General features: G+C 54.5%; 20 protein-coding genes. 13 read left to right on the top strand and 7 right to left on the bottom strand.

Going from position 1 to position 24,018, the window contains the following annotated elements; translation table 11 throughout:
* Positions 1-226 precede the first annotated feature (226 nt).
* Entirely contained in the window at positions 227-889 is a 663-nt protein-coding gene (locus tag IM271_RS09510) for an HAD family hydrolase (protein ID WP_028014726.1), read from the top strand.
* 60 nt (positions 890-949) lie between these two features.
* Here IM271_RS09510 and IM271_RS09505 read toward each other — a convergent pair whose 3' ends face one another.
* Complete coding sequence (locus IM271_RS09505) at positions 950-1,975, bottom strand: TerC/Alx family metal homeostasis membrane protein (protein WP_045259396.1); 1,026 nt, start codon at positions 1,973-1,975, stop codon at positions 950-952.
* Between the two features lie 576 nt (positions 1,976-2,551).
* Between IM271_RS09505 and IM271_RS09500 the strand changes: the two genes are divergently transcribed.
* The 5 genes from IM271_RS09500 (at position 2,552) to IM271_RS09480 (ending at position 9,376) form a co-directional block, all read left to right on the top strand.
* Positions 2,552-3,106, top strand: a complete 555-nt coding sequence (locus IM271_RS09500) for a fimbrial protein (protein WP_028014728.1) — start codon at positions 2,552-2,554, stop codon at positions 3,104-3,106.
* Between the two features lie 55 nt (positions 3,107-3,161).
* A complete protein-coding gene (locus IM271_RS09495) occupies positions 3,162-3,845 on the top strand; it encodes a molecular chaperone (protein WP_047363580.1) in 684 nt (227 codons plus the stop codon).
* A gap of 37 nt (positions 3,846-3,882) precedes the next feature.
* Entirely contained in the window at positions 3,883-6,390 is a 2,508-nt protein-coding gene (locus IM271_RS09490; protein ID WP_193052499.1) for a fimbria/pilus outer membrane usher protein, read from the top strand.
* An 11-nt stretch (positions 6,391-6,401) separates the two neighbouring features.
* Positions 6,402-7,445, top strand: coding sequence for a fimbrial protein (locus IM271_RS09485; RefSeq protein WP_193052498.1), 1,044 nt, complete (start codon positions 6,402-6,404; stop codon positions 7,443-7,445).
* A gap of 107 nt (positions 7,446-7,552) precedes the next feature.
* Positions 7,553-9,376, top strand: coding sequence for an integrin alpha (locus IM271_RS09480; protein WP_193052497.1), 1,824 nt, complete (start codon positions 7,553-7,555; stop codon positions 9,374-9,376).
* Between the two features lie 53 nt (positions 9,377-9,429).
* Here IM271_RS09480 and IM271_RS09475 read toward each other — a convergent pair whose 3' ends face one another.
* Positions 9,430-10,626, bottom strand: a complete 1,197-nt coding sequence (locus tag IM271_RS09475; RefSeq protein WP_193052496.1) for an NAD(P)/FAD-dependent oxidoreductase — start codon at positions 10,624-10,626, stop codon at positions 9,430-9,432.
* Positions 10,627-10,854: 228 nt separating this feature from the next.
* Here IM271_RS09475 and pitA point away from each other — a divergent pair, with 228 nt between their 5' ends.
* Positions 10,855-12,354 (top strand): inorganic phosphate transporter PitA, encoded by a 1,500-nt coding sequence (gene pitA / locus IM271_RS09470; RefSeq protein ID WP_028014734.1) that lies wholly within the window; start codon positions 10,855-10,857, stop codon positions 12,352-12,354.
* 53 nt (positions 12,355-12,407) lie between these two features.
* On the opposite strand, the gene uspB is transcribed toward pitA, so the two are convergent.
* Positions 12,408-12,743, bottom strand: coding sequence for a universal stress protein UspB (gene uspB, locus IM271_RS09465; protein WP_003861224.1), 336 nt, complete (start codon positions 12,741-12,743; stop codon positions 12,408-12,410).
* Between the two features lie 283 nt (positions 12,744-13,026).
* On the opposite strand from uspB, the gene uspA reads away from it, so the two are divergent.
* Positions 13,027-13,464, top strand: a complete 438-nt coding sequence (uspA, locus tag IM271_RS09460) for a universal stress protein UspA (RefSeq protein ID WP_003861223.1) — start codon at positions 13,027-13,029, stop codon at positions 13,462-13,464.
* Positions 13,465-13,524: 60 nt separating this feature from the next.
* Here uspA and rsmJ read toward each other — a convergent pair whose 3' ends face one another.
* Complete coding sequence (gene rsmJ / locus IM271_RS09455) at positions 13,525-14,277, bottom strand: 16S rRNA (guanine(1516)-N(2))-methyltransferase RsmJ (protein ID WP_047367222.1); 753 nt, start codon at positions 14,275-14,277, stop codon at positions 13,525-13,527.
* A gap of 7 nt (positions 14,278-14,284) precedes the next feature.
* A complete protein-coding gene (prlC, locus tag IM271_RS09450; RefSeq protein WP_047367223.1) occupies positions 14,285-16,327 on the bottom strand; it encodes an oligopeptidase A in 2,043 nt (680 codons plus the stop codon).
* Positions 16,328-16,506: 179 nt separating this feature from the next.
* Between prlC and IM271_RS09445 the strand changes: the two genes are divergently transcribed.
* The 3 genes from IM271_RS09445 (at position 16,507) to IM271_RS09435 (ending at position 20,606) form a co-directional block, all read left to right on the top strand.
* Positions 16,507-17,349: a 23S rRNA (adenine(2030)-N(6))-methyltransferase RlmJ gene (locus tag IM271_RS09445; RefSeq protein WP_048960796.1), complete on the top strand. Its 843-nt coding sequence runs from the start codon at positions 16,507-16,509 to the stop codon at positions 17,347-17,349.
* A 71-nt stretch (positions 17,350-17,420) separates the two neighbouring features.
* Positions 17,421-18,773, top strand: coding sequence for a glutathione-disulfide reductase (gene gorA, locus IM271_RS09440; RefSeq protein WP_049000476.1), 1,353 nt, complete (start codon positions 17,421-17,423; stop codon positions 18,771-18,773).
* A gap of 183 nt (positions 18,774-18,956) precedes the next feature.
* A complete protein-coding gene (locus IM271_RS09435) occupies positions 18,957-20,606 on the top strand; it encodes an alpha,alpha-trehalase (protein WP_028014741.1) in 1,650 nt (549 codons plus the stop codon).
* A 48-nt stretch (positions 20,607-20,654) separates the two neighbouring features.
* On the opposite strand, the gene IM271_RS09430 is transcribed toward IM271_RS09435, so the two are convergent.
* The gene (locus IM271_RS09430) at positions 20,655-22,247 is read right to left on the bottom strand and encodes an STY4199 family HEPN domain-containing protein (RefSeq protein WP_041911859.1); all 1,593 of its coding nucleotides are present in this window, start codon (positions 22,245-22,247) and stop codon (positions 20,655-20,657) included.
* 147 nt (positions 22,248-22,394) lie between these two features.
* Here IM271_RS09430 and IM271_RS09425 point away from each other — a divergent pair, with 147 nt between their 5' ends.
* Positions 22,395-22,934, top strand: a complete 540-nt coding sequence (locus IM271_RS09425) for a GNAT family N-acetyltransferase (RefSeq protein WP_193052495.1) — start codon at positions 22,395-22,397, stop codon at positions 22,932-22,934.
* Between the two features lie 71 nt (positions 22,935-23,005).
* Positions 23,006-23,344: a lysozyme gene (locus IM271_RS09420; RefSeq protein ID WP_028014744.1), complete on the top strand. Its 339-nt coding sequence runs from the start codon at positions 23,006-23,008 to the stop codon at positions 23,342-23,344.
* Here the strand turns inward: IM271_RS09420 and IM271_RS09415 are convergent.
* Positions 23,323-23,925, bottom strand: a complete 603-nt coding sequence (locus IM271_RS09415) for a response regulator transcription factor (protein WP_192987427.1) — start codon at positions 23,923-23,925, stop codon at positions 23,323-23,325. The two genes, IM271_RS09420 and IM271_RS09415, sit on opposite strands and share 22 nt — an antisense overlap.
* Positions 23,926-24,018 lie beyond the last annotated feature (93 nt).

Raw genomic sequence — 24,018 nt, 5'->3', positions numbered from 1 at the left:
TAAGAGTGAATTTATCCTTACCTGTGGGGGCCAACGTTCCCCCGAAATATCTTTCGATGTGGCGATAATATAGACTGCTCACTTTTTCACCAATCATTATTGAGGCCAAAATTGGACTCACTTTCAGATCGCAAGATTGAGAAAAAAAAAGGTGGTGATGTAAGGACTGTTCAGATAAAGCAGGTAAACTGATCGACAGAATGTGTAATTCAGCTAAGACGTATTTATGACCAATATGATTGCCGACGAGACGGTGGCGAAATCCAGCGTGCTCTCTGTCTTTGACTTTGACGGGACGCTCACGCACCACGACAGCTTTATCCCTTTCCTGCGTTTTGCCTTTGGGAAACGCTACTTTGCGGGTCGTCTGGTGCGCATGGCGCTGCCCACGCTCCACTGCGTGCGCCGCAAGCTGACGCGTGATGAGCTGAAGGAAGTGCTGATTAAAACGTTCCTGACAGGCGTGGACGAACACTGGCTACGCCAGCAGGCGGAAGCCTTTTGCGAAAAATACTGGAACAAGCTGATGCGCCCCGAAGGGGTTCTGGCGGTGGCGGCTGAGGTGAATTCCGGCGCGGAAGTGACGATCTGCTCTGCGTCGCCGGCGCTGGTGCTCCAGCCGTGGGCGGACAGGCTCGGCATTAAGCTGATTGGCACGCAGCTGGAAGTGAAGGACGGCAAGCTGACGGGACGCATTACGGGCAATAACTGCCGCTGCGCCCAGAAAGTGGCGAGGCTGGAGAAGGTGTATGGCGATCTGAACGACTATCATCTGCGAGCCTGGGGCGACACCCGCGGCGACCACGAACTGCTGGCCGCGGCGCAGGATCCTCACTGGCGGCACTTCCATCACCCACGCAAGCGCCGGAATTCACCGATTAAGGGTTAGGTGCGGTCTGTTGCCCTCACCCCAGCCCTCTCCCACAGGGAGAGGGAGAAAAGCGGTGCATCAGGCCTCACGTTTCCCCGGGAACAATACGCTCGCAATAATCCCCAGCGCCAGCACACCTAACACCACAAACAGGCTGGCCGTCGCGCCAATGCTGTAACCGTGGTGCCAGAAGTGATCGGTCGCATTCAGACCCAGCTTGAACGCCACGAAGAACAGCAGCAGCACCACCGCTTTCTCCAGGTGCACCAGATACTGCTTAAGCGCTTCCAGCACAAAGTAGAGGGTACGCAAGCCGAGAATGGCGAACATCATGGCGCTGTAGATAATCAGCGGCTCGCGGCTTACCGCAATAATCGCCGGTACGGAGTCAAACGCGAACATCACGTCAGAGAGTTCCACCACCGCCACGCAGAGCAGCAGCGGCGTTGCGTAGCGCTTCGCCTTCTTCACGCGGCCAACCGTTACGTCCTGGTTTTCCGGCTTTTCAAGCTCCGCATCGACCTCTTTCTGCGTCAGGATAAACGCGTTGCTGCTGATTTTGGGCCAGACGGGATAGAAGCGTTTCACCAGGCGATAGGCAAGGTGACCCGAGTAATCTTCCACTTCGTCACTCTCTTCATTGCGCTTGAGCATCATCACCGCCGTCCAGCCGACGACCAGCGCAAAAATAACCTCCACGTAAGGCCCCAGGCTCAGCAGGCTGGTGCCGATCGCCACGAAAATACCGCGGAAGACAATCGCCCCCAGCACGCCCCAGTAGAGCACACGGTGACGGTACTTATCCGGCACGCCGAACCAGGCAAAGATCGCCATCATCACGAACAGGTTATCGATGGAGAGCACCTCTTCCAGCGCGTAACCGGTGAGGAACAGGCTCGCCATCTCGGCGCCGTGGTGGATGTACAGAAAACCGGCGAAGGCCATCGCCATCGAGAACCAGAAAACGGACCACATGGCCGCACTTTTCAGCGAAACAGGTTTATCGTGACGGTGCATGAAGAGGTCGATAAACATCGCCCCAACGGCCATCACCACAAAGACAACAACGGTTTCAGTCGGGAAACCGAGATGAGCAGAAGCCATGAATCTATCCTTAACCTTCATCTGCGCGCTGGCAGAGGCAACGTTTGCAACAAAAAAAAGAAAACGCCCGTATCACCGGGCAAGAGAATAATAATAACACTTCTTGACGCCAGCCCGGCAATGTAAATGTGATGTTAAAAGTGCCAGGATTTCTCTTACGTCTTCCGGGAAGGCAACGTGTTCTTCCGGAGATTATTCTTTCATTATTATGAAAGTTTTATTATCTGAGCTGACCCTGACATTCGGTAAGTAGTAAATAAGCCGTAAAATTCTCACACTGAATTGCTGATAAAACCCTGATAAAAACAACTTAACTCATTGATTTTAAAGCCACCAAAGACAAATCATGACGTTCTCACTTTATTTTTTTTAAACGCTTGTTAACCTGACCCAGAAAAATATTCAGACTTCTTGTAATGGAAGTTTTTCACATGGACTGGTAAGCGATGATGAATATCCACCTTAATGTTTCATATTAGCGGAATATCCACATCCCGTGACCACAACAACGCTTTCGAGTGACTAACCCGAAATAATACTGTTCTACCTTTTACACACTGAGGAATATTTTAAAAAATGAATAAATCCGTTATTACCATGGGATTTTTATTGGCTGCAATTGCCAGTCCTTCCAGCCATGCAGCGCCAGGTAAAGGCGCAGGGACCATTGAATTCACGGGTATGATTACCGCGAGCACCTGTGATGTCGATATTAACGGTCAGGGGGGGAACCCAACGATCGATATGGGTACCATCTCGTCTTCAGCATTTAAAGAAAAAGGTGACGTTGCGGGTATTCACCGTATCCAGATAGAACTGTCTAACTGCGATACCGCCGTCCTTAAATCAGCCGGAGCACGATTTGGCGGTGCCTATGATGCTAATGATAATAATCTGCTCGCGCTTAAAACCGGTGGCGACGCCGCAACGGGTTTGGGTATTGAATTCCTGAATGAAGATGGAACATCGTTAAAACTGGGCGACAACCCGAATAAATTTGTTCCTATTACCGGTGATGGCACCACGGGGGCAGCCACCCTGCTGTATTCAGCCCGTTATAAATCATCCCTGGATGCTGTGACCGCCGGTAAGGCAGATGCGGTTGCGGATTACACCATTATCTATAAATAAATCATTCAACTCAGTTCCGGGCAATGAATAACAGCCCGGAACGCAAGGACGTTTTATGTTAAGGAAACGCTATCTGACGCTGCTGGCTCTGCTCTTTGGCTCTTGTATGTCACACGCCAGTGTGACCTTATCCAATACGCGGGTGGTATATCATGCGGACAAGAAAGAGAGCAATATTACAGTCAGAAATAATACTGCCAGCCCGTTCCTGGTACAGAGCTGGGTACAGGGCAAAGATTCACAGGGCACCAAAGCCCCGTTTATTGTGACGCCACCGCTTTTTCGCATGGATGCAGGTAAGTCCAACGCGCTCCGTATTATCTATAACGGCGCGCCTTTACCGCAGGATCGCGAGTCGCTTTTCTGGATCAACGTAAAATCGATCCCCTCCTCTTCCAGAGAGGATATTAATAAACTGCAGATAGCGGTAAATACCCGGATCAAATTATTTTATCGTCCGTCAAATTTAATGGATGAACCCACGGATATTAGTAAGAATGTGCAATGGTCTGTTAAAAATAACGAACTCATTGTACGCAACAACTCTTCTTATTACATTTCCTTTGCGGAGGTGAAGATCAATAACAAAGCATGGTCAGAGATTGACATGCTCGCGCCTAAAAGCAGCACAACATTCACGCTCAGGAACATGCTTTTGAAAAACAATGCCACCGTGCAATGGAAATATATCAATGATTATGGCGGCAACAGCCAGTTAATCACACAAAAAATAGAATAACGATTTTAAAACAATAACCTCACAGGGGTATTTTTTCATGACTATATTTTGGGGCATTCGTCCAGCGCTTTGCTTTGCCTGGATTTTACCCAGCGCATTATACGCCAGTGATTACTTCGACCCGGCCTTTCTGGAAACGGGTGGCGCGCCGCGTACCGCCGTCGATCTTTCTCTCTTTGAGAACAAAGAGAGCCAGACACCCGGCGTTTATCGTGTTGACCTGTTTCTTAACAATAAAATGTTCGACACGCGCGATATCACGTTTCGACTCGAAGAGAACGCGCAGCATAAAAATATCCTCGCACCGTGCCTCAGCGAGGAGACGCTCCAGTCGTTTGGTGTTAAAACGGCGGCATTCCCGTTGCTCCGGGACGATACCCAGGGCTGCGCGAATCTGTCGGCGATCCCTCTCGCAAGCAGCGAATTTGACTTCAGCGAGCAGGCGTTAAGGCTCAGCATTCCCCAGGCGGCCCTGGACAGCCACGCTCACGGCTACATCGATCCTGCGCGTCGGGAACAGGGTATTCCGGGCCTGATGCTCAGCTACAACTACAGCGGTGCCACGTGGACCTCGCACAACGGGACGGGAACCGATAGCCAGTACCTCAGCCTGCGTCCGGGACTGAACGTTGGACCCTGGCGTTTACGCAATTTCTCGACCTGGAGTAACAGCCAGGGACAAGCTGGGCGCTGGGAATCGGTTTATACCTATCTGCAGCGTGATATCAGCGCCCTGAATAGCCAGCTGATTGTCGGGGATAACAGTTCTACCGCAGAAGTCTTTGATAGCACCCCGTTTCGCGGCGTTCAGCTTTACTCGGATGAACAGATGCTTCCGGGCAGCCTGCGAGGCTATGCGCCGGTGATCCGCGGTATTGCTCGTACTAATGCCCAGATCACTATTTTTCAGAACGGCTACAGCATTTATCAAAGCTATGTCCCGCCCGGTGAATTTGTCATCAACGATCTTTACCTCGGCAGCAGCGGCGAGCTGAAAGTTGTGGTGAAAGAGGCGGATGGCAGCGAACAAGTCTCTTTAGTGCCTTACGCGTCGTTAGCGGTTATGCAGCGGGAAGGGCAATACAAATATGAAGTCATTAGCGGCAGCTATCGTTCCAGCAGCAGCGATGCTGAGAATGCCCTGTTTTCACAAGGGAGCCTGATTTACGGTCTGCCGTGGGAAACCTCGATATACGGAGGCATGCAGGCTGCCAGTCAATATCAGTCCCTGCTTTTTGGCATGGGTAAAAACATGGGCGATTTTGGCGCACTGTCATTTGATATTACCCAGGCCTGGGCCACCACTAAACAGGCAGAAAAAAACCGGGGACAGTCGCTACGCCTGCGCTATAACAAAAATTTGCTGTCTACCGGCACTAACGTTGCGATTGCGGGCTATCGCTACTCGACGTCCGATTTCTACACGCTCGGTGAAACCCTGAGCAGCTATCACTCGCAACCCTCGCGCCTGGATCGACGCCGTAGCCGTACAGAACTGACGCTAAACCAAAACCTGGGAGAAAACCTCGGCTATCTCTCCGCCATGCTGGTCAGCGAGGACTACCACACGAGCCAAAAACGCACGACCTCCGCCACGCTGGGCTATGGCAACAGCTGGAACGGGATCAGCTATAGCCTGAATTACAACCACTATTTGAACGTGACAAAAGAGGATAACCAGCGTCTCTATAACCAGGACAATCTGTTCAGCCTGAGCGTGAGCGTCCCTTTGGACAAATGGCTCCGCTCCACACGTGCCGGTTACACCTTCTCTGCGGCGGAAAAACGCTCGCCAGGCCACAGTGTTTCCCTGAGCGGCAGCGCCCTTGAGGACAATAACCTGAACTGGAGCGTACAGCAGAATATCAACCCAGGGAGCCAGGCAAACAGCAGCGATGCCTCGCTTAACTATAACGGACGCTATGCGCAGGTTGGCGCCGGGTATGGCTATAGCCGGGACGCGCAGCGGCTGAATTACAGCCTGCGCGGGGGCGTGCTGGTTCATCCTCATGGCGTCACGCTGGCGCAGTCGCTGGGTGAAACGGTCGCTCTGGTTGAAGCGCCGGATGCCGCAGGTGTCAGCGTCCGTAACCACACTGGCGTGCGCACCGACCCCTGGGGCTATGCGGTGGTGCCTTACCTGACACCTTATCAGGAGAGCAATATCCAGCTTCGTCCCGATACATTACCTGACGATGTCGAGCTGGAAAGTAACAGCCATAAAGTCGTTCCCACCCGGGGGGCTATCGTTCGGGCACGTTTCACCACGGCGGTGGGTAAACGCCTGATGATGACGCTGAAAGATGCGCAGGGCAAACCCGTTCCGTTCGGTGCCATTGTTTCTCAGAATACAACCACCAGCATTGTGGGTGATGAAGGCAGCGTATTCCTCACCGGGATGGCAGAAAAAGGGACGTTAGACGTGAGCTGGGGTAAGAAACCCGATCAGCGTTGCCAGGTTCACTATCAGCTTTCTGGCAAGGAACCCACGATTAGCGGAATTGTGCAGTTAACGCAGACCTGCAAATCATCCGTTAATAAATAAAGGAATTAAAAATGAAAAAATTAACGTTACTCGCGTGCCTGGCAGCAGGGGGATTGATGGGCGCGCCAGCTTATGCTGATGTTGTAGGAAGCTGCTGGCCGACATCAACCGTATCTGGCCAGGCGCACAAGTTTGATATTATCGAAAACCTTACTGCTGACGACGTACCCGGCACAACCCAATCCACATGGAATAATAAAGGTAATTTTAATGGTATCTGCCTCTGTCAGGACTCCAGCGTGCCAGAAAGTATCTTATTTCGATTTACCAGTACGAAACTGGGCACAGGAGGCGGCAAACGTAACGCAGACTTTATCTATTATCCTCTGGATGCGGAAAAGGGTATTAATATCGGTATAAATGTCGTTCTTGGTGGCGAGGATGAATTGCGGTATATCCCGGTTGATTTGAGTAATACCGCCGGTGTTGATAATGGACGTCCTGCGACAAATAACTGTGATGATAAAAACGACCATACTCTGTTCGCAACCGGCTCCAGCGGGACTGTCTCTCTGGAATTAACTAAACCGCTTCCTTCAGGCCGCATTGATATTCCTATGCAGGAATTAGTGACCATTTTTGCCAAAAAACAGACGGGGAGTTATGACACCTCCAGACCTTTTGTCACACTTAATTTCCAACTGTCAATTGATATTCCACCACAATGCATGATTAATGACGGGCAAACCATCAAGGTCCCGTTTGGCAGTATTACCGCGAATGAATTTAAGCCCGAGGCCACCGGTAAGCAAAAAAGCGTGGATATTCGTGTGACTTGCAAAAATCCTGAAGATGAAAGCAAGGTGAGTATTAAGTTCCGCGCGTCCGATTTTAATGGCTCTGGTTTTATCAAGACCCATAATGATGAAGGTGAGCGCAATGATTTAGGGATAAAACTTGAACACAACGGGAATAAAATTGATGGCAACAGTTCGGCCGTACCAACGCAGGAGGGGAATGTCACTATTATAGCAACACCTGTCCAACAAGGAGAAAAGTCTCCACAACCGGGAAAATTTGAAGCCACATCCACGCTGGATTTCGAGTTTAAATAAAGAAAAAACTTAATACAGCGTAGAAACCTCTTATTTCCCGGCAACACATAGCACTATACAAATGAGTTGCCGGGTATGAAAAATGGATTTGTATAAGGATATATACTATGAAACTCAAAACGAAAACGCGTGTAGCGCTTTGCGTTGCAGCTTTATCAGGTACTGGTATCACGGCATCACAGGTTATCGCCAGCGATATCGAGCCTTATTCTGTCCCTGTATCTATTAAGGGTGAAAAAGAAAAAGACTATTTCGGTATGACGATGACCACGATCGGTAAGTTTTCCGATAAGGACAATGGTTCGCATATCGCGGGTGAAGATATTGTCATTACGGCCCCCTGGGGGGATGGCGCAAAAGGGATCGCGTACGTCATTTTCGGGACTTCCGGTGGGAAACCCATGCAGCAAGTCAATAACGTAGGTGAATTCGATCCGCAAAACGCGCTTAAAATTATCCACAGCAATAAAGCGAATAAGCCTGGCTCAGTGACGACAAAATGGATGGGCGTCGCGGTACGTAAAATAGGTGATATTAACGGCGATGGATATGATGATTTAGTCATCGCCTCCCACTGGCATGATCAGGTCTATATTATCTGGGGCGGACCGCATCACCGTACCGGCGCGCGTCTTTCTAATCAGATTGACCTCAATGATATCGACAACGGCGACGCTCGCCTGGGTATTCGCATCCGTACGGTGAATTCTTCAGGCAATGCGAATACCGGCGGCTGGTTTGGCGCCGCGGTAGGCCCAATTAAATATAAAAATTCTGCAGTGGCTAACAAGATGGTCGATCTTGCTATCGGCGATATCGAAGGCACGGGCGGACGCGGCGGCGCCGTCATTATCTACGGCGCTCAAAAGCCAGGCGATCAGTGGCAGAACATTGATATTAAGCGCAACAACCTGGGCGACTGGGAGATCCCTGCCGCGACCGGTGCCTATATTCGTCCGCAGATGACCGCCACCAATGGCCCGGATAAACCCCTTAACTACAACCTTGGGCAGCAGATCAGCGATGTCGGGGATATTAACGGCGACGGCTTCAGTGATTACCTGATCGTCGACCCGGAATCGGTCAATGAAGGCCGTAAATCAGAGAACAGCGGCACTGATGGACGCGGCACGGCCTATCTCGTCTACGGCAGCAGCTTCAACCAGGGGAATCTCGACATCGCCTCGCTAAACGCGACGCAGGCAACCCGCATTCACGGTATGGGGGCGGCTTTCCTGGGTGGTCAGTCCGGCGGAGGTGAAGGAAGTAACGATCATAGCGCGTATACGCAGGATAAGCCCAATAACGGCACCATTACGCCATTAGGTAATTTCCTGAATGCTCACGCTAACGCTTTTGCGATTAGCGCCCCTGCCGACATGGGTATTGATAAAAAACGTTCCGGGCTGGTCTGGATTATTAAAGGTAAGGCCGACGGCAGTAAGCTGCCATCGTCTCTGTTCCTCGATGCGGCGCACACCCGGCTGAACTACAACAAAACATTTAGCGTACACGATGGCTATGCTATTTACGCCGACAGGCCTGGCAGCAAGCTGGCAGGGTTCGGGAACAGCATTCTCGGTAATGTGGACTTGAACGGCGACGGTAAAAAAGACCTGGTGATCGGCGATCCGAATGCGGTGAACGGCAGCGGCACGCAGGTGGGTGCCGTGTATGTCATCAACGGCGGTAAAAGCCTGGATGACTACGCTGACGATGAAGAAGGCATGATCAATATTAATACGCTGGTGAGAGAAGGCGTTGCGAAAGTCTACTGGGGTAAAAATCAGTATGAAAAATTCGGCGCGTCCATTGCGGCCGGGAGCTTCAATGGCTTCACTCAGGACAGTCTCGCCATTGGTTCTTACCGTGATAACACCTGGACGGGTAAGGTCACCTTCCGCATTGCGGATTACGCCATACCGGATTAATGCTTACATCATCTGAATGGGCAACACCGCCGGGGAGGAGACTCCCCGGCAATTTATTGCGCATTTTGCAGCGCCTGCGCGCACGCCCAGGCGCTCGACCACGCCCACTGGAAATTATATCCGCCGAGCCAGCCGGTCACGTCCATTACTTCGCCAATAAAGTAGAGCCCCGGTACGTTACGCGCTTCCATCGTGCGTGAAGAAAGCTCATTCGTATCAACGCCGCCCAGCGTCACTTCCGCCGTGCGATACCCCTCGGTACCGTTTGGCTGTACGCGCCAGTTCGTCAGCGTATCCACCAGCGTATCCTGCTCGCGGCTGTTAAGCTGCTTGAGCGACACATCCGGGATCTGCCCCAGCCCCTGCAAACACTCCACCAGACGCTTCGGCAGCTGCATCGCCAGGGTATTTTTCAGGCTCTGATTCGGGTGTGCGGTACGCTGTTCGTTGAGGAACGCGTTCAGATCGCTGTCCGGTACCAGATTCACCGAGACAAATTCCCCCGGCTGCCAGTAGCTGGAAATTTGCAGGACCGCCGGGCCGGAGAGACCGCGGTGGGTAAAGAGCAGGTTTTCGCGGAACACCGTCCCGTCTTCGGCAGTAATAACGGAGGGCACAGAGACGCCGGACAGCGTCTGAAGCTGCTCCAGCAGCGGCTTATGCAGCGTGAACGGCACCAGCCCGGCGCGGGTGGGCAGCACCTTCAGGCCAAACTGCTCGGCAATCTTGTAGCCGAACGGTGACGCGCCCAGCCCCGGCATCGACAGACCGCCGCTGGCGATCACCAGGTTATCGGCGCTGACGGTGTCACCGTTCAGCTGCAGCGTGTACCCCTGCTCGTCGTGGGCCACCTCCAACACCTCGGTGCGCAGGCGCATGACCACGCCGCCCTTCTCGCACTCGGCCACCAGCATATCAACAATCTGCTGCGCGGAGTCGTCGCAGAACAGCTGCCCCAGAGTTTTTTCATGCCACGCGATGCCATGCTTACCCACCAGGTCGATAAAGTCCCACTGGGTGTAACGCGCCAGCGCTGATTTGCAAAAATGGCGGTTCTGGCTCAAATAGGCCGCGGGTTCGACATAAAGATTGGTGAAGTTGCAGCGCCCGCCGCCTGACATCAGGATCTTGCGGCCAGGCTTTTTCCCGTTGTCCAGTAACAGCACGCGACGACCCGCCTGTCCGGCCATCGCCGCACAAAACATACCCGCCGCACCGGCGCCAATAACCACGGCATCAAACCTTTCCACGTCAAAACCCTCTTCGTTAACTGCCGCGGATTGTAAAGTTTCCTCTGTGGTCACACCAGCGTAAAAAGATATTACAAAGCCATTCCATTGAAATTTAACGATTATCCTTTCAGGCACTTTTCCCAAATCAGGTGGTATGTCAAAAAAAGTCTATATTTCACTTTGCCCGTTGCGCATTTGTCCTGGATAATGCGCCGCGTTCATGTCCTCAAAATGGCGTAACGTCCTATGCTACATTTGTTTGCCGGCCTGGATTTACATACCGGGCTTTTACTATTGCTTGCTCTGGTTTTTGTACTGTTTTACGAAGCGATCAACGGCTTCCACGACACTGCAAACGCAGTAGCAACGGTTATCTACACTCGCGCAATGCGATCGCAGCTTGCGGTTGTTATGGCGGCGGTATTTAACTTTTTTGGTGTCCTCCTGGGCGGACTGAGCGTTGCGTATGCGATCGTGCATATGCTGCCAACGGATCTGCTGCTTAACGTGAGTTCCGGTCATGGCCTCGCCATGGTGTTCTCAATGCTGCTTGCTGCCATTATCTGGAACCTCGGTACCTGGTATTTTGGCCTGCCTGCATCCAGCTCTCACACCCTCATCGGCGCGATTATCGGTATCGGGTTAACCAACGCCCTGATGACCGGGACATCGGTTGTTGATGCGCTGAATCTGCCTAAAGTACTGGGCATTTTCGCTTCTCTCATCGTCTCCCCTATCGTGGGTCTGGTGGTTGCGGGTGGATTGATTTTTATCCTGCGTCGCTACTGGAGCAACACGAAGAAACGTGCGCGTATCCACCTGACGCCAGCAGAGCGTGAGAAGAAAGACGGCAAGAAAAAGCCGCCATTCTGGACGCGTATCGCCCTGATCATTTCCGCTATCGGCGTGGCCTTCTCTCACGGCGCGAACGACGGGCAGAAAGGCATTGGTCTGGTGATGCTGGTTCTGATCGGTGTCGCACCGGCGGGCTTCGTGGTGAATATGAACGCCTCGGGTTACGAAATCACCCGTACCCGTGATGCGGTCAACAACGTTGAAACCTATTTCCAGCAGCACCCTGAGCTGCTGAAAAAAGCGACCGGCGTTGACCAGCTGATCCCTTCTCCGGAAGCCGGTGCCACCACCGCGCCTGGCGAATTCCACTGCCATCCGGCTAACGCGATTAACGCGCTGGAACGTGCCAAAGGTATGCTGGGCAACATCGAAAGCTACGATAAACTGGCCGTTGAACAGCGTGGTCAGCTGCGTCGTATCATGCTCTGTATCTCCGACGTGACCGATAAAGTCGCGAAGCTGCCAGAGGTGAATGGTGACGACAAGCGTCTGCTGAAGAAACTGAAAAGCGATATGCTCAATACCATTGAGTACGCGCCAATCTGGATCATCATGGCCGTCGCGCTGGCGCTGGGTATCGGTACGATGATTGGCTGGCGTCGTGTGGCGACCACCATCGGCGAGAAGATCGGTAAGAAAGGCATGACCTATGCGCAGGGTATGTCCGCGCAGATGACGGCGGCAGTGTCTATCGGTCTGGCGAGCTACACCGGTATGCCGGTATCCACCACCCACGTACTCTCCTCGTCCGTGGCAGGTACCATGATTGTTGACGGCGGCGGTCTGCAGCGCAAAACCGTGACCAACATTCTGATGGCCTGGGTGTTTACGCTTCCGGCTTCTATCCTGCTGTCAGGCGGGTTGTACTGGATTTCGCTGAAGCTGATTTGATTGGCTGAAGGCGACAAAAAGCGGGTCAGGAAACTGACCCGCTTTTTTTATGCTCAGTGCCAAATCATCAACGCAATCATACTGACCACGACCAGCCCACACAGGGCACTGGTTAAAATGAACTGACGGCGCAGACGCTCGCAGCGACGGATAAACTCTTCATCGTGATGATCGCGGTAGCGCTGGTAGTAGATATACCCCACCAGACGCATCTGCTTGCTGGGCTGTCCATGCGAGGTGAAGAACCCTCCACCGTCCACATACTGATACAGCAACGGATCGCAACCACGAAGTACCACTAACAGCGCACGTAACGATGAGAAGTAGCGCGCCATATTCACTATGCAAACTACGCATAACGCCCAAAACAATGCGACGGTGCTAATCATACATCCTCCCCGGCGTCCGCCCACGAAGCAAGGCTCCTGAGCTACCGCACCCCAATGCCCTGACAGACAGTTCAGTGAAAGAATGACTAAAAGTCGATCCGGTTCGCGTTTTAATATCCGAACGGCTCATTAAATAGTGTAGGAGATCCGTTAATTTTTTTGCCACAAGGTTAATCGTTATCAACACCAAAGCTTGAAAAATATGTTTAACTGGGCCGTAATGAAAGCATCAGACGACGGCTTTCCCATTTAGTCATCGATAACTTAAGGAAGGAGTAACACTATGGCTTACAAACACATTCTTATCGCGGTAGATCTCTCCCCGGAGAGCAAAGTGCTGGTTGATAAAGCGGTATCTATGGCACGTCCCTACAACGCGAAAGTCTCCCTGATTCACGTTGATGTGAATTACTCCGACCTCTACACCGGTCTGATCGACGTCAATCTGGGCGATATGCAGAAACGCATCTCTGAAGAAACGCATCACGCGCTGAGCGAGCTCTCCACCAACGCGGGCTATCCGATCACCGAAACCCTGAGCGGCAGTGGCGACCTGGGTCAGGTGCTGGTTGATGCGATTAAGAAATACGATATGGATCTGGTGGTATGCGGTCACCATCAGGACTTCTGGAGCAAGCTGATGTCTTCAGCACGCCAGCTGATTAACACCGTTCACGTGGACATGCTGATTGTTCCGCTGCGCGACGAAGAAGACGAGTAAGTGCAAAAAAAGCGGCACTGAAAGTAGGCCGGGTAAGGCGAAGCCGCCACCCGGCTTTTTTTATTCTGGCGTACCCGAATAAATATCAAACCGATGTCCTTTCGTGGTCACCGCGTTAGTAGTCGCAACGTCCGCCAGCGGCGGCGCGTAGTCCGGGCGCTTCACCACTACCCGCTTCGTCGCGAGCTGACGAGCCGGCTCCAGCAGGCCATCTGCGTCTAAATCCGGCCCCACCAGCGACTGAAATACCCGCATCTCTTTCTTCACCAGCGCGCTTTTCTGCTTATGCGGGAACATCGGGTCGAGGTAGACCACCTGCGGACGCGGGGTGATGTCCGTCAGCGCCGTCAGGCTTGACGCGTGGATAAGCTGCAAACGCTCCTGCAGCCACGGGCCGATTTCCGGGTCCGCATAGCCTCGCGTCAGCCCGTCGTCGAGCAGCGCGGCGACAACCGGATTACGCTCCAACATTCGCACATGACAGCCCACCGACGCCAGCACAAACGCATCGCGTCCCAGCCCCGCCGTGGCGTCCACCACGTCCGGGAGATAGCTCCCCTTAATGCCGACCGCTTTGGCCACCGCTTCGCCGCGACCGCCGCCGAACTTACGCCGGTGCGCCATCGCGCCGCCGACAAAATCGACAAAAATCCCTCCGAGCTTCGGTTCATCGCGCTTGCGTAATTCGAGATGTGCTGTCGTCATTACCAGCGCCATCAGGTTTTCTTCATCGTGCTCCAGCCCCCAGCGGGCGGCCAGAACAGATAAGGCGCCGTCTCCGGCGCCCGTTTCATCCACTAAGCAGATCTTCACGTAACAATCAGCCTTTGATCCCGTAATGCTCAAGCATCGCATCCAGCTGCGGCTCGCGGCCACGGAAGCGTTTGAACAGCACCATTGGCTCTTCAGAACCGCCGCGGGTCAGGATGTTGTCAAGGAACGACTGGCCGGTTTCGCGGTTGAAGATCCCCTCTTCCTCGAAGCGAGAGAAGGCATCCGCCGCCAGCACGTCGGCCCACAGGTAGCTGTAATAGCCCGCCGCGTAGCCGCCCGCGAAAATGTGGCTGAACGCGTGCGGGAATCGGCCCCAGGTTGGCCCTGGAATAACGGCAACCTGCTTTTTAATCTCGGCCAGCGTTTCGAGGATTTTCGCCCCCTGCTCCGGGCTGAACTCGGCGTGCAGGCGGAAATCGAACAGGCCGAACTCCAGTTGACGCAGAATGAACATCGCCGCCTGGTAGTTTTTCGCCGCCAGCATTTTATCCAGCAGCTCTTTCGGCAGCGGTTCGCCGGTCTCATAGTGGCCGGAAATAAACGCCAGCGCGTCCGGCTCCCAGCACCAGTTTTCCATAAACTGGCTTGGCAGCTCGACCGCATCCCATGGCACCCCGCTGATACCGGCAACGCCGGCGGTTTCGATGCGGGTCAGCATGTGGTGCAGGCCGTGACCGAACTCGTGGAACAGGGTGATCACTTCGTCGTGGGTGAACAGCGCAGGCTTGCCGCTTACCGGACGGTTGAAGTTACAGGTCAGATAGGCGACCGGTTTTTGCAGGGAACCGTCTGCTTTACGCATCTGGCCCACGCAGTCGTCCATCCACGCCCCGCCGCGCTTGTTCTCACGCGCGTAGAGATCGAGGTAGAAGCTGCCGCGCAGTTCGTTTTTCTCGTCATACAGTTCGAAGAAGCGCACGTCCGGATGCCAGACGTCAATATCAGTACGCTCTTTAGCGGTAATGCCGTAAATGCGTTTCACCACTTCAAACAGGCCGTTGACGGCTTTGTTTTCCGGGAAGTACGGGCGCAGCTGCTCGTCGCTGATGCTGTAGAGGTGCTGCTTCTGTTTTTCGCTGTAGTACGCGATATCCCACGGCTGCAGCTCGTCCACGCCAAACTCCGCTTTCGCGAAGGCGCGCAGCTGGGCCAGCTCTTTTTCACCCTGCGGACGGGCGCGTTTCGCCAGATCGGTCAGGAAGTCGAGCACCTGCTGCGGGTTTTCGGCCATTTTGGTAGCGAGGGATTTATCCGCGTAGCTGTCGAAGCCCAGCAGCTGGGCCAGCTCGTGACGCAGGGCGAGGATTTCTGCCATCACCGGACTGTTGTCCCATTTACCCGCGTTTGGCCCCTGATCGGAGGCACGGGTACTGTAGGCGCGGTACATCTCTTCACGCAAGGCCTGGTTGTCGCAGTAGGTCATCACCGGCAGATAGCTCGGGATATCCAGCGTTAACAGGAAGCCTTCCTGCTCTTTCGCTTCGGCCTGGGCTTTAGCCGCCGCCAGGGCGCTTTCCGGCATACCCGCCAGCTCTGCTTCGTCGGTAATCAGCTTCGTCCAGCCCATGGTGGCGTCAAGGACGTTGTTGCTGTACTGGTTACCCAGTTCGGACAGGCGCGCAGCGATTTCACCGTAGCGAACCTGCTTCTCTTTTGGCAGACCGATACCGGACAGTTCGAAATCACGCAGGGCGTTATCAACCGATTTTTTCTGCGCCGTATTCAGTTCGGCATAATGGTCGCCGTCGCGCAGGTCGCGGTAGGCTTTGTACAGCCCTTCGTGCTGGCCGACCCAGGTGCTGTACTCAGAGAGCAGCGGCAGGGTTTGCTCGTAAGCTTCACGCAGTTCCGGGCTGTTTTTCACCGAGTTCAGGTGGCTTACCGGAGAGAAGATACGCCCCAGCACGTCGTCCACTTCGGCCAGCGGCTGACACAGATTCTCCCAGGTGTACGGCGCGCCCTGCGCAACCACGCTTTCTACCGCCGCGCGGCAGTTGTCCAGCGACTGGGTAACGGCTGGAACCACATGCTCAGGGAGGATTTTAGAAAACGGTGGCAACGAAAAAGGCGTCAGTAATGGATTGGTCATAAACGCTGTCCTGTTGAAATAGGTGAATGAAGCGCGCATCCGGCGCTGTGCATATTGTTTTCAGTAATGGGGTTAAGTGTAGAGGATTTCAATAGCTGCGCTTACCGGGCCTGCGGGTAATCTGTGCCGTTCTGCTGTAAACTGTGGCAAATCGTCAATTCAGCGGAATACCATTACCCATGCTCAGTTATCGCCACAGCTTCCACGCTGGCAACCATGCCGACGTCCTCAAACACACCGTTCAGAGCCTGATCATTGAATCGCTTAAAGAGAAAGAGAAGCCGTTTCTCTATCTGGACACCCATGCGGGCGCGGGCCGTTATCAGCTGAGCGGCGAGCATGCCGAGCGTACCGGCGAATATCTGGAAGGGATCGCCCGCATCTGGCAGCAGGACGACCTGCCTGCCGAGCTGGAGCCGTACATTGGCGTGGTGAATCACTTCAACCGCAACGGCCAGCTGCGCTACTACCCTGGCTCACCGCTGATTGCCCGCCAGCTGCTGCGCGAGCAGGACAGCCTCCAGCTGACCGAACTGCACCCGAGCGACTTTCCGCTGCTGCGTTCGGAGTTTCAGAAAGATAACCGCGCCCGCGTCGACAAAGCCGACGGCTACCAGCAACTGAAAGCCAAGCTGCCGCCGGTTTCCCGTCGCGGCCTGGTGCTGATCGACCCACCGTACGAAATCAAAACCGACTATCAGGCGGTGGTGACCGGCATTCACGAAGGCTACAAACGTTTTGCGACCGGAACCTATGCCCTGTGGTACCCGGTGGTGCTGCGCGCTCAGATCAAGCGCATGATCAAAGACCTTGAGGCGACCGGCATTCGTAAAATCCTGCAGATTGAGCTGGCGGTACGCCCGGACAGCGACCAGCGCGGCATGACCGCTTCCGGCATGATCGTCATTAACCCGCCGTGGAAGCTCGAAGCGCAGATGAACAACGTGCTGCCGTGGCTGCACAAAACGCTGGTGCCAGCCGGAACGGGCCACGCCACCGTCAGCTGGATCGTGCCGGAGTAATTGCAGCCATCGGTGGAAACTATTGATTTCAGGTATACAATCGCGGCAATTCACGATTAAGGACAAAAGCTATGACTAAGCATTATGACTACATCGCAATCGGCGGCGGCAGCGGCGGCATCGCCTCCATCAACCGCGCGGCCATGTACGGCCAGAAATGTGCACTGATTGAAGCCAAAGCGCTGGGCGGCACCTGCGTGAACGTGGGTTGTGTACCGAAAAAGGTGATGTGGCACGCGGCGCAAATCCGTGAAGCGATCCATATGTACGGTCCGGACTACGGCTTTGACACCACCATCAACAATTTCGACTGGGACAAGCTGATCGCAAGCCGTACCGCCTACATCGACCGCATTCACACCTCGTACGACAACGTGCTGGGCAAAAATAACGTCGACGTGATTCACGGCTTCGCCCGCTTTGTGGACGCGAAAACGATCGAAGTGAACGGCGAGACGATCACCGCCGATCATATCCTGATCGCCACCGGCGGCCGTCCGAGCCACCCGAATATTCCGGGCGCGGAATACGGTATCGACTCCGACGGCTTCTTCGAGCTGCCTGCCTTGCCTGAGCGCGTTGCCGTGGTGGGCGCGGGCTACATCGCGGTTGAGCTGGCTGGCGTGATTAACGGCCTGGGTGCAGAAGCGCACCTGTTCGTGCGTAAACACGCACCGCTGCGCAGCTTTGACCCGCTGATCGTCGATACGCTGGTTGAAGTGATGAACACCGAAGGCCCAACCCTGCACACCAACGCCGTGCCAAAAGCGGTCGTTAAAAACACGGACGGCAGCCTGACCCTTGAGCTGGAAGATGGCCGCAGCCAGACCGTTGATTGCCTGATCTGGGCGATTGGCCGTGAACCGGCGAACGACAGCTTTAACCTGGCGGTGACCGGCGTGAAAACCGACGAAAAAGGCTACATCGTCGTCGATAAGTTCCAGAATACCAGCGTACCGGGCATTTACGCCGTCGGTGATAACACCGGTGCGGTTGAGCTGACGCCGGTGGCCGTTGCGGCAGGCCGTCGTCTCTCCGAGCGTCTGTTCAACAACAAGCCGGACGAGCATCTGGACTACAGCAACATCCCGACCGTGGTCTTTAGTCACCCGCCAATCGGCACCGTCGGCTTAACCGAGCCGCAGGCCCGTGAGCAGTACGGCGACGACCAGGTGAAAGTGTATAAATCCGCATTCACCGCGATGTATACCGCCGTCACCTCTCACCGTCAGCCGTGCCGCATGAAGCTGGTCTGCGTGGGCCCGGAAGAGAAGATTGTCGGTATCCACGGCATCGGCTTCGGCATGGATGAGATCCTGCAGGGCTTTGCGGTGGCGCTGAAGATGGGTGCGACCAAGAAAGACTTCGACAACACCGTGGCGATCCACCCGACGGCGGCGGAAGAGTTTGTCACCATGCGATAATGCAGAAGCCCCTCTCCGGAGGGGCTTTTTTTATTCACATACATAAATCGTTGCAAAACGAATGCTCCGAAAAGAGTGATCTACCGCACATATCCCTCCACATCTACCGAAGCGAATGTCTACGCTTATAGGACGCCCGGAGAAACCTGTCTTCAGAACACATAACCGGAGGTCCCTATCACCATGTTCAACCAGAAACTACAGGCTACCGAGAACATCGAATTCGAGATTGCAGAAGAGCTGCGCTACGAGACCGATCCCTGCGAGTTAAAACTGGATGAGATGATTGAGGCGGAGCCGGAACCCGAAATGATCGAGGGGCTACCCGCCTCAGATGCCCTGACGCCCGCCGATCGCTACCTTGAACTGTTCGAACACGTCCAGTCGACGCGGCTGTTTGCGGACAGCAAAACCTTCCCCGACTGCGCGCCGAAGATGGATCCGCTGGATATTCTGATCCGCTACCGTAAGGTCAGACGGCACCGGGATTTCGACCTGCGCCAGTTCGTTGAGAACCACTTCTGGCTGCCTGAAACCTACAGCACGGAATATGTCTCCGACCCCGGACTGTCGCTGAAAGAGCACATTGATAGCCTGTGGCCCGTCCTGACGCGCGAACCGCAGGACCATATTCCCTGGTCGTCCCTGCTGGCGCTGCCGCAGGCCTATATCGTGCCCGGCGGGCGATTCAGCGAGACCTACTACTGGGATTCGTACTTCTCCATGCTGGGGCTGGCGGAAAGTGGCCGTAACGATCTGCTGAAGTGCATGGCGGATAACTTTGCGTGGCTGATCGAACGCTACGGCCATATCCCTAACGGCAACCGCACCTATTATCTCAGCCGCTCGCAGCCGCCGGTCTTTGCCCTGATGGTGGAGCTGTTTGAAGAGGACGGCGTGCGCGGCGCGAAGCGTTACCTCGACCATCTCAAAATGGAGCATGCCTTCTGGATGGACGGCGCGGAGTCGCTCCTGCTTAATCAGGCCTACCGCAGCGCGGTGCGCATGCCGGACGGTTCATTGCTGAACCGCTACTGGGACGACCGTGACACCCCGCGCGACGAATCGTGGATTGAGGACGTGGAAACCGCCCGCCACTCGGGCCGTCCGCCGAATGAGGTCTATCGCGATCTGCGTGCGGGTGCAGCGTCTGGCTGGGATTACTCCTCCCGCTGGCTTCGCGATCCGGCACGGCTCGCCAGCATTCGCACGACGCAGTTTATCCCCATCGATTTGAACGCCTTCCTGTTTAAGCTGGAGAGCGCGATTGCCAATATCTCGGCGTCGAAAGGGGATAAAGAGACGGCCGAGCTGTTCCGCCAGAAGGCCACCGATCGCCGCGCGGCGGTGAACCGCTATCTGTGGGACGAGGAGAGTGGCTGTTACCGCGATTACGACTGGCGACGCGAGCAGATGGCGCTGTTTTCTGCCGCCAGCATTGTGCCGCTGTATGTTGGAATGGCGACGCACGAGCAGGCAGAACGTTTATCTGACGCGGTAAAAGCGCGTCTGCTGACGCCGGGTGGGATTCTGGCAACCGAATACGAAACCGGCGAGCAGTGGGATAAACCCAACGGCTGGGCGCCGCTGCAGTGGATGGCGATCCAGGGGTTCAAGCAGTACGGCAACGACTCGCTGGGGGATGAAATCGCCTGGAGCTGGCTGCATACGGTGAACCACTTCTACAAGACGCACCACAAGCTGATTGAGAAGTACCACATCGCCAGCAGTACGCCGCGCGAAGGGGGCGGCGGGGAGTATCCGCTACAGGATGGCTTCGGCTGGACGAACGGCGTGGTGCGACGGTTGATTGGGTTGTATGGGGAGCCTTGAGAAGGGTGCGATCTGGCCCCTCTCCCCTCTGGGGAGAGGGTGAAAACTTTAACGAATCACCTCATAAATGGCGGTCTGAATAGACTGCCATTTTTTCGTGGTGGCATCCGGCTGTGACTGCGCGCGTCGCGTTGCCATCTCAAGATCGTGCTTCTGGCGCTTCACCACGGCCGGCACGGTACAGAAGGCTTTCAGATACTCTTTACGTATTGACGTCAGGGACTCGCCGTTTGACATGGCGTGGCTGAGCGTATTGATAAAACGACGACACGGCTTCTCTTCTGCCATGTTCTGCCGATAGCGCAGCATAAGCTCCAGAACGTCGTCATAGCCTGCCGACATCGCCTCTTCGGTCCATGACAGCTTCCAGTCCATCCCACCCTGCAAAAAGAGCAGCGCCACGCGGGTATCGTTGCGGTTAATCGCCGAACGGAAATTACTCTCGTCCCAGGTCACTCCCATGCGCGTCAGCGTCTCGCGCGAAGAAGGGGTTTCGCGCATCTCCTGCGGCGGAGCCGCCGCTTGCGCCGTATTTTCGGCCGCAGGCTGCGGTTTGCTGCTGGTCACCAGCCAGAAGCCGCCTACCACGATGGCAATCACCATCACGCCGACCGCTCCCCATAGCGCACCGGAGATAAGCTGCTCACGCTGTTCGGGCGTGCGCGGGGCGCGCTGGGTCGGCTTTTCAATCGTGTCGCGGACTTCAAACAGATCCCCACCGGTAACCCGATCCATTTTTTGCGCCTTTTCCCAGAACGCGTGCAGCTCGCTGGCATCCACCGCCATGAATCCGGCCGGGTTGACGCGCGTTCTCCCCTCTTCAAACGCGCGTTGAACCGGACGGGAGATCTGCATGTAGTAGTTATCCAGCAGCTGAATTTGCGCCGAACTTAACGTTTTCTGCACCGTAATGCTGTTGCGGATTTGCCGGATGTCGTCGAGGAAGGTTTGCAGCGTTTTGCGCGGCTCCACCAGGAGCGTCAGCATGGACGGGTCGTTAAACAGCGAGGCGTAATAGCGGCTGAACTCTTTTTTATCCACCAGCATTTGCGCCAGTTCACTGAACATCATGCCGCTCAGGACGTCGTTGATTTCGCCATGCTTCAGCCAGCGCCGTACGCGGTCAGCGTTAAATAAGGTTTTAAGATGATTATTGAGCCGCACCTGATCGGGCCAGGCCTGCTGAATGAGGCCTTTAATCATTAACTCAATTGCGCGTACCTGCTTGTGCGCCTGCTGTTGCTGGAGTTCGCTTCCCGGGGCCAGCTCGGTGCTGTAGGTCAGAAGCGGCTGCTGCAGACGAAGATGTTCCAGCGTAGTCACAAACCGCATCGCCGCAATAAGCTGGTTTTCACTGACATCCTGCCCGCTTTCGTACTGCGGGACGCGCTGCTGCAGCAGGCGCAGCTGCAGCGTAAATTCCGACATCTCGGCATCATTCAGGTTAAGCTTCTTCGCAACCGTAGCCCATCCCCCGAGCCCTAAACGCGCGCTGTCCAGCTGTTCCAGAAACCAGCGTGGATCTTTCCCCTCAGAAACATGTACATTCAGAAGAAGCAAGATTTCCACCGACGCCTGGCGAATGACCGCCAGACAGTGTTCAAACTGTTCGCGGATATGATGTGATGTGCTGAGAGTCATTGTTTTCCTTAAGCGACAGCGAAGACATCCGGAATGGGCACTAACGGCCGTTTTTCTTTTTATTTATACGCGCTTAACCATACCTGACTTTCTGTTGAAATAAAGTGACAACCCTAAAATCATTTAAAATGCTTCAGGAGAATCTTAATGCCAGTTTTAATGACCTCACGCCTGAACTGCTCGCCCCTGCAGGAGCAAGACTGGCCCTTTTTTCTGGCGTTGCAGCAACACCCCGAAGTCATGCGCTTTGTGGCGGAGAACCGCCCCGTCGCAGCGATCCGGGAGGCGTTTGATTCGCGCCTGACGCCCTGGACGCCAGGCAGCGCGCACTGGCTGTGCCTCGTCGTACGTGATGCCCTCTCACAGGCCCCGCTGGGCGTTACCGGGTATATTCATCGGGAAGAAGATTGCGCCGAAGTGGGCTTTCTTTTTGCCCCCGAGGCGCAGGGCAAAGGTTACGGCTTCGAATCCCTGCAGGCGCTTTGCGATCACGCCTTTCATCAGGGCGGTATTCGTCGGCTCACCGCCACCGTCACCGCGGGAAACGTCGCCTCCAGGCGCCTGCTGGAAAAAGCTCGCTTCCAGCTGGAAGGCGAGCTACGTGAAAGCTATTACCTTTCCGGTCGCTGGCAAAATGACTGGTTATTTGGGTTATTACGGCAGGAATACCTGAACAATAATTCCTGATCAACAGCCATTTGGCGGATATTGCTCGTACCGCGATTCCTCTACAGTATCGCCATTAAGAGGAAACGAATATGAACGGTCATGCGCTAAATATATCTTCTGCCGCCATAGAATTAATAAAGAAACATCAAGGGCTTTCACTGGAGAAATATCGTGATGAAAAGGGTGTATGGGTTATCGGCTATGGGCATGTGATCCGCGAACGGGAAAATTTTCACGGCCTTATCACGCCTCTTCAGGCGGAATATTTACTCCATGAAGATATTCAGCTGTGTGAAACGCTGCTGCGGGAAAAGTGTATACATCCATTAACCCAGCAGCAGCATGACGCGCTGGTACTGATGATACTGAGTTTCGGCGTGACGTCTTCACTCCCGAAAGCGCTGCTTCAGGCCGTCGCCCGGGTGTAGTACATGGCTGCCTGGGTTCGGTTTTTTACCTCCAGCCGGCGAAAAAGCGCTTCCAGATGCGCTTTTACCGTGGCCGCACTGATGTTGAGATTGCGACCAATTTCTTTGTTTGATTCGCCCGCCGCCAGCAGCTTCAGCACCTCACGCTGACGCTCGCTTAAGGAAAGTAACGCCTGCGTTGACGATTGCTGGCTGACCCACTCAGCGGGAAAGCAGACCATCCCTCTGGACACGGAATCCAGCACGGCGGCAAACCGCTCAGGGTTAGCGTTACGGGGGATAATAGCCATCACGTTTCGCTGCATGAGTTGTTCAACCCATCGGGTCTCTTTTTTTGCCAGAACCATCATCACCCGTACCGACGGGAAGCGATGCATGATTTCATCCAGGAAAGAACTCCCCTCATCCTGAATTAAATTGCCGTCAATCATGACGATAGCAGACGGTGACGCGGATATTTGCGTCCATAAATCGTCTGCCTGACAAGCCCCCGTTATATTTATTTCAGGAATTAATTTCTGCAAACCGTGTATCGCTCCATGAATAAATATCGACTGCCTGTCAAACATGATTACTCGCATCGTATTTCTCCCTCTGAGAATAGCGAAGGGGGATTCTACATAGGCGCTATTTAAGAAAAAACTCAATGAATGGAGAGGTTACAAATCCGCCAG

Origin of the sequence: Enterobacter cloacae complex sp. I3 (assembly GCF_014896175.1) — a bacterium.
GTDB lineage: Bacteria > Pseudomonadota > Gammaproteobacteria > Enterobacterales > Enterobacteriaceae > Enterobacter > Enterobacter bugandensis.
This window is presented reverse-complemented; position numbering and strand designations above follow the sequence as displayed.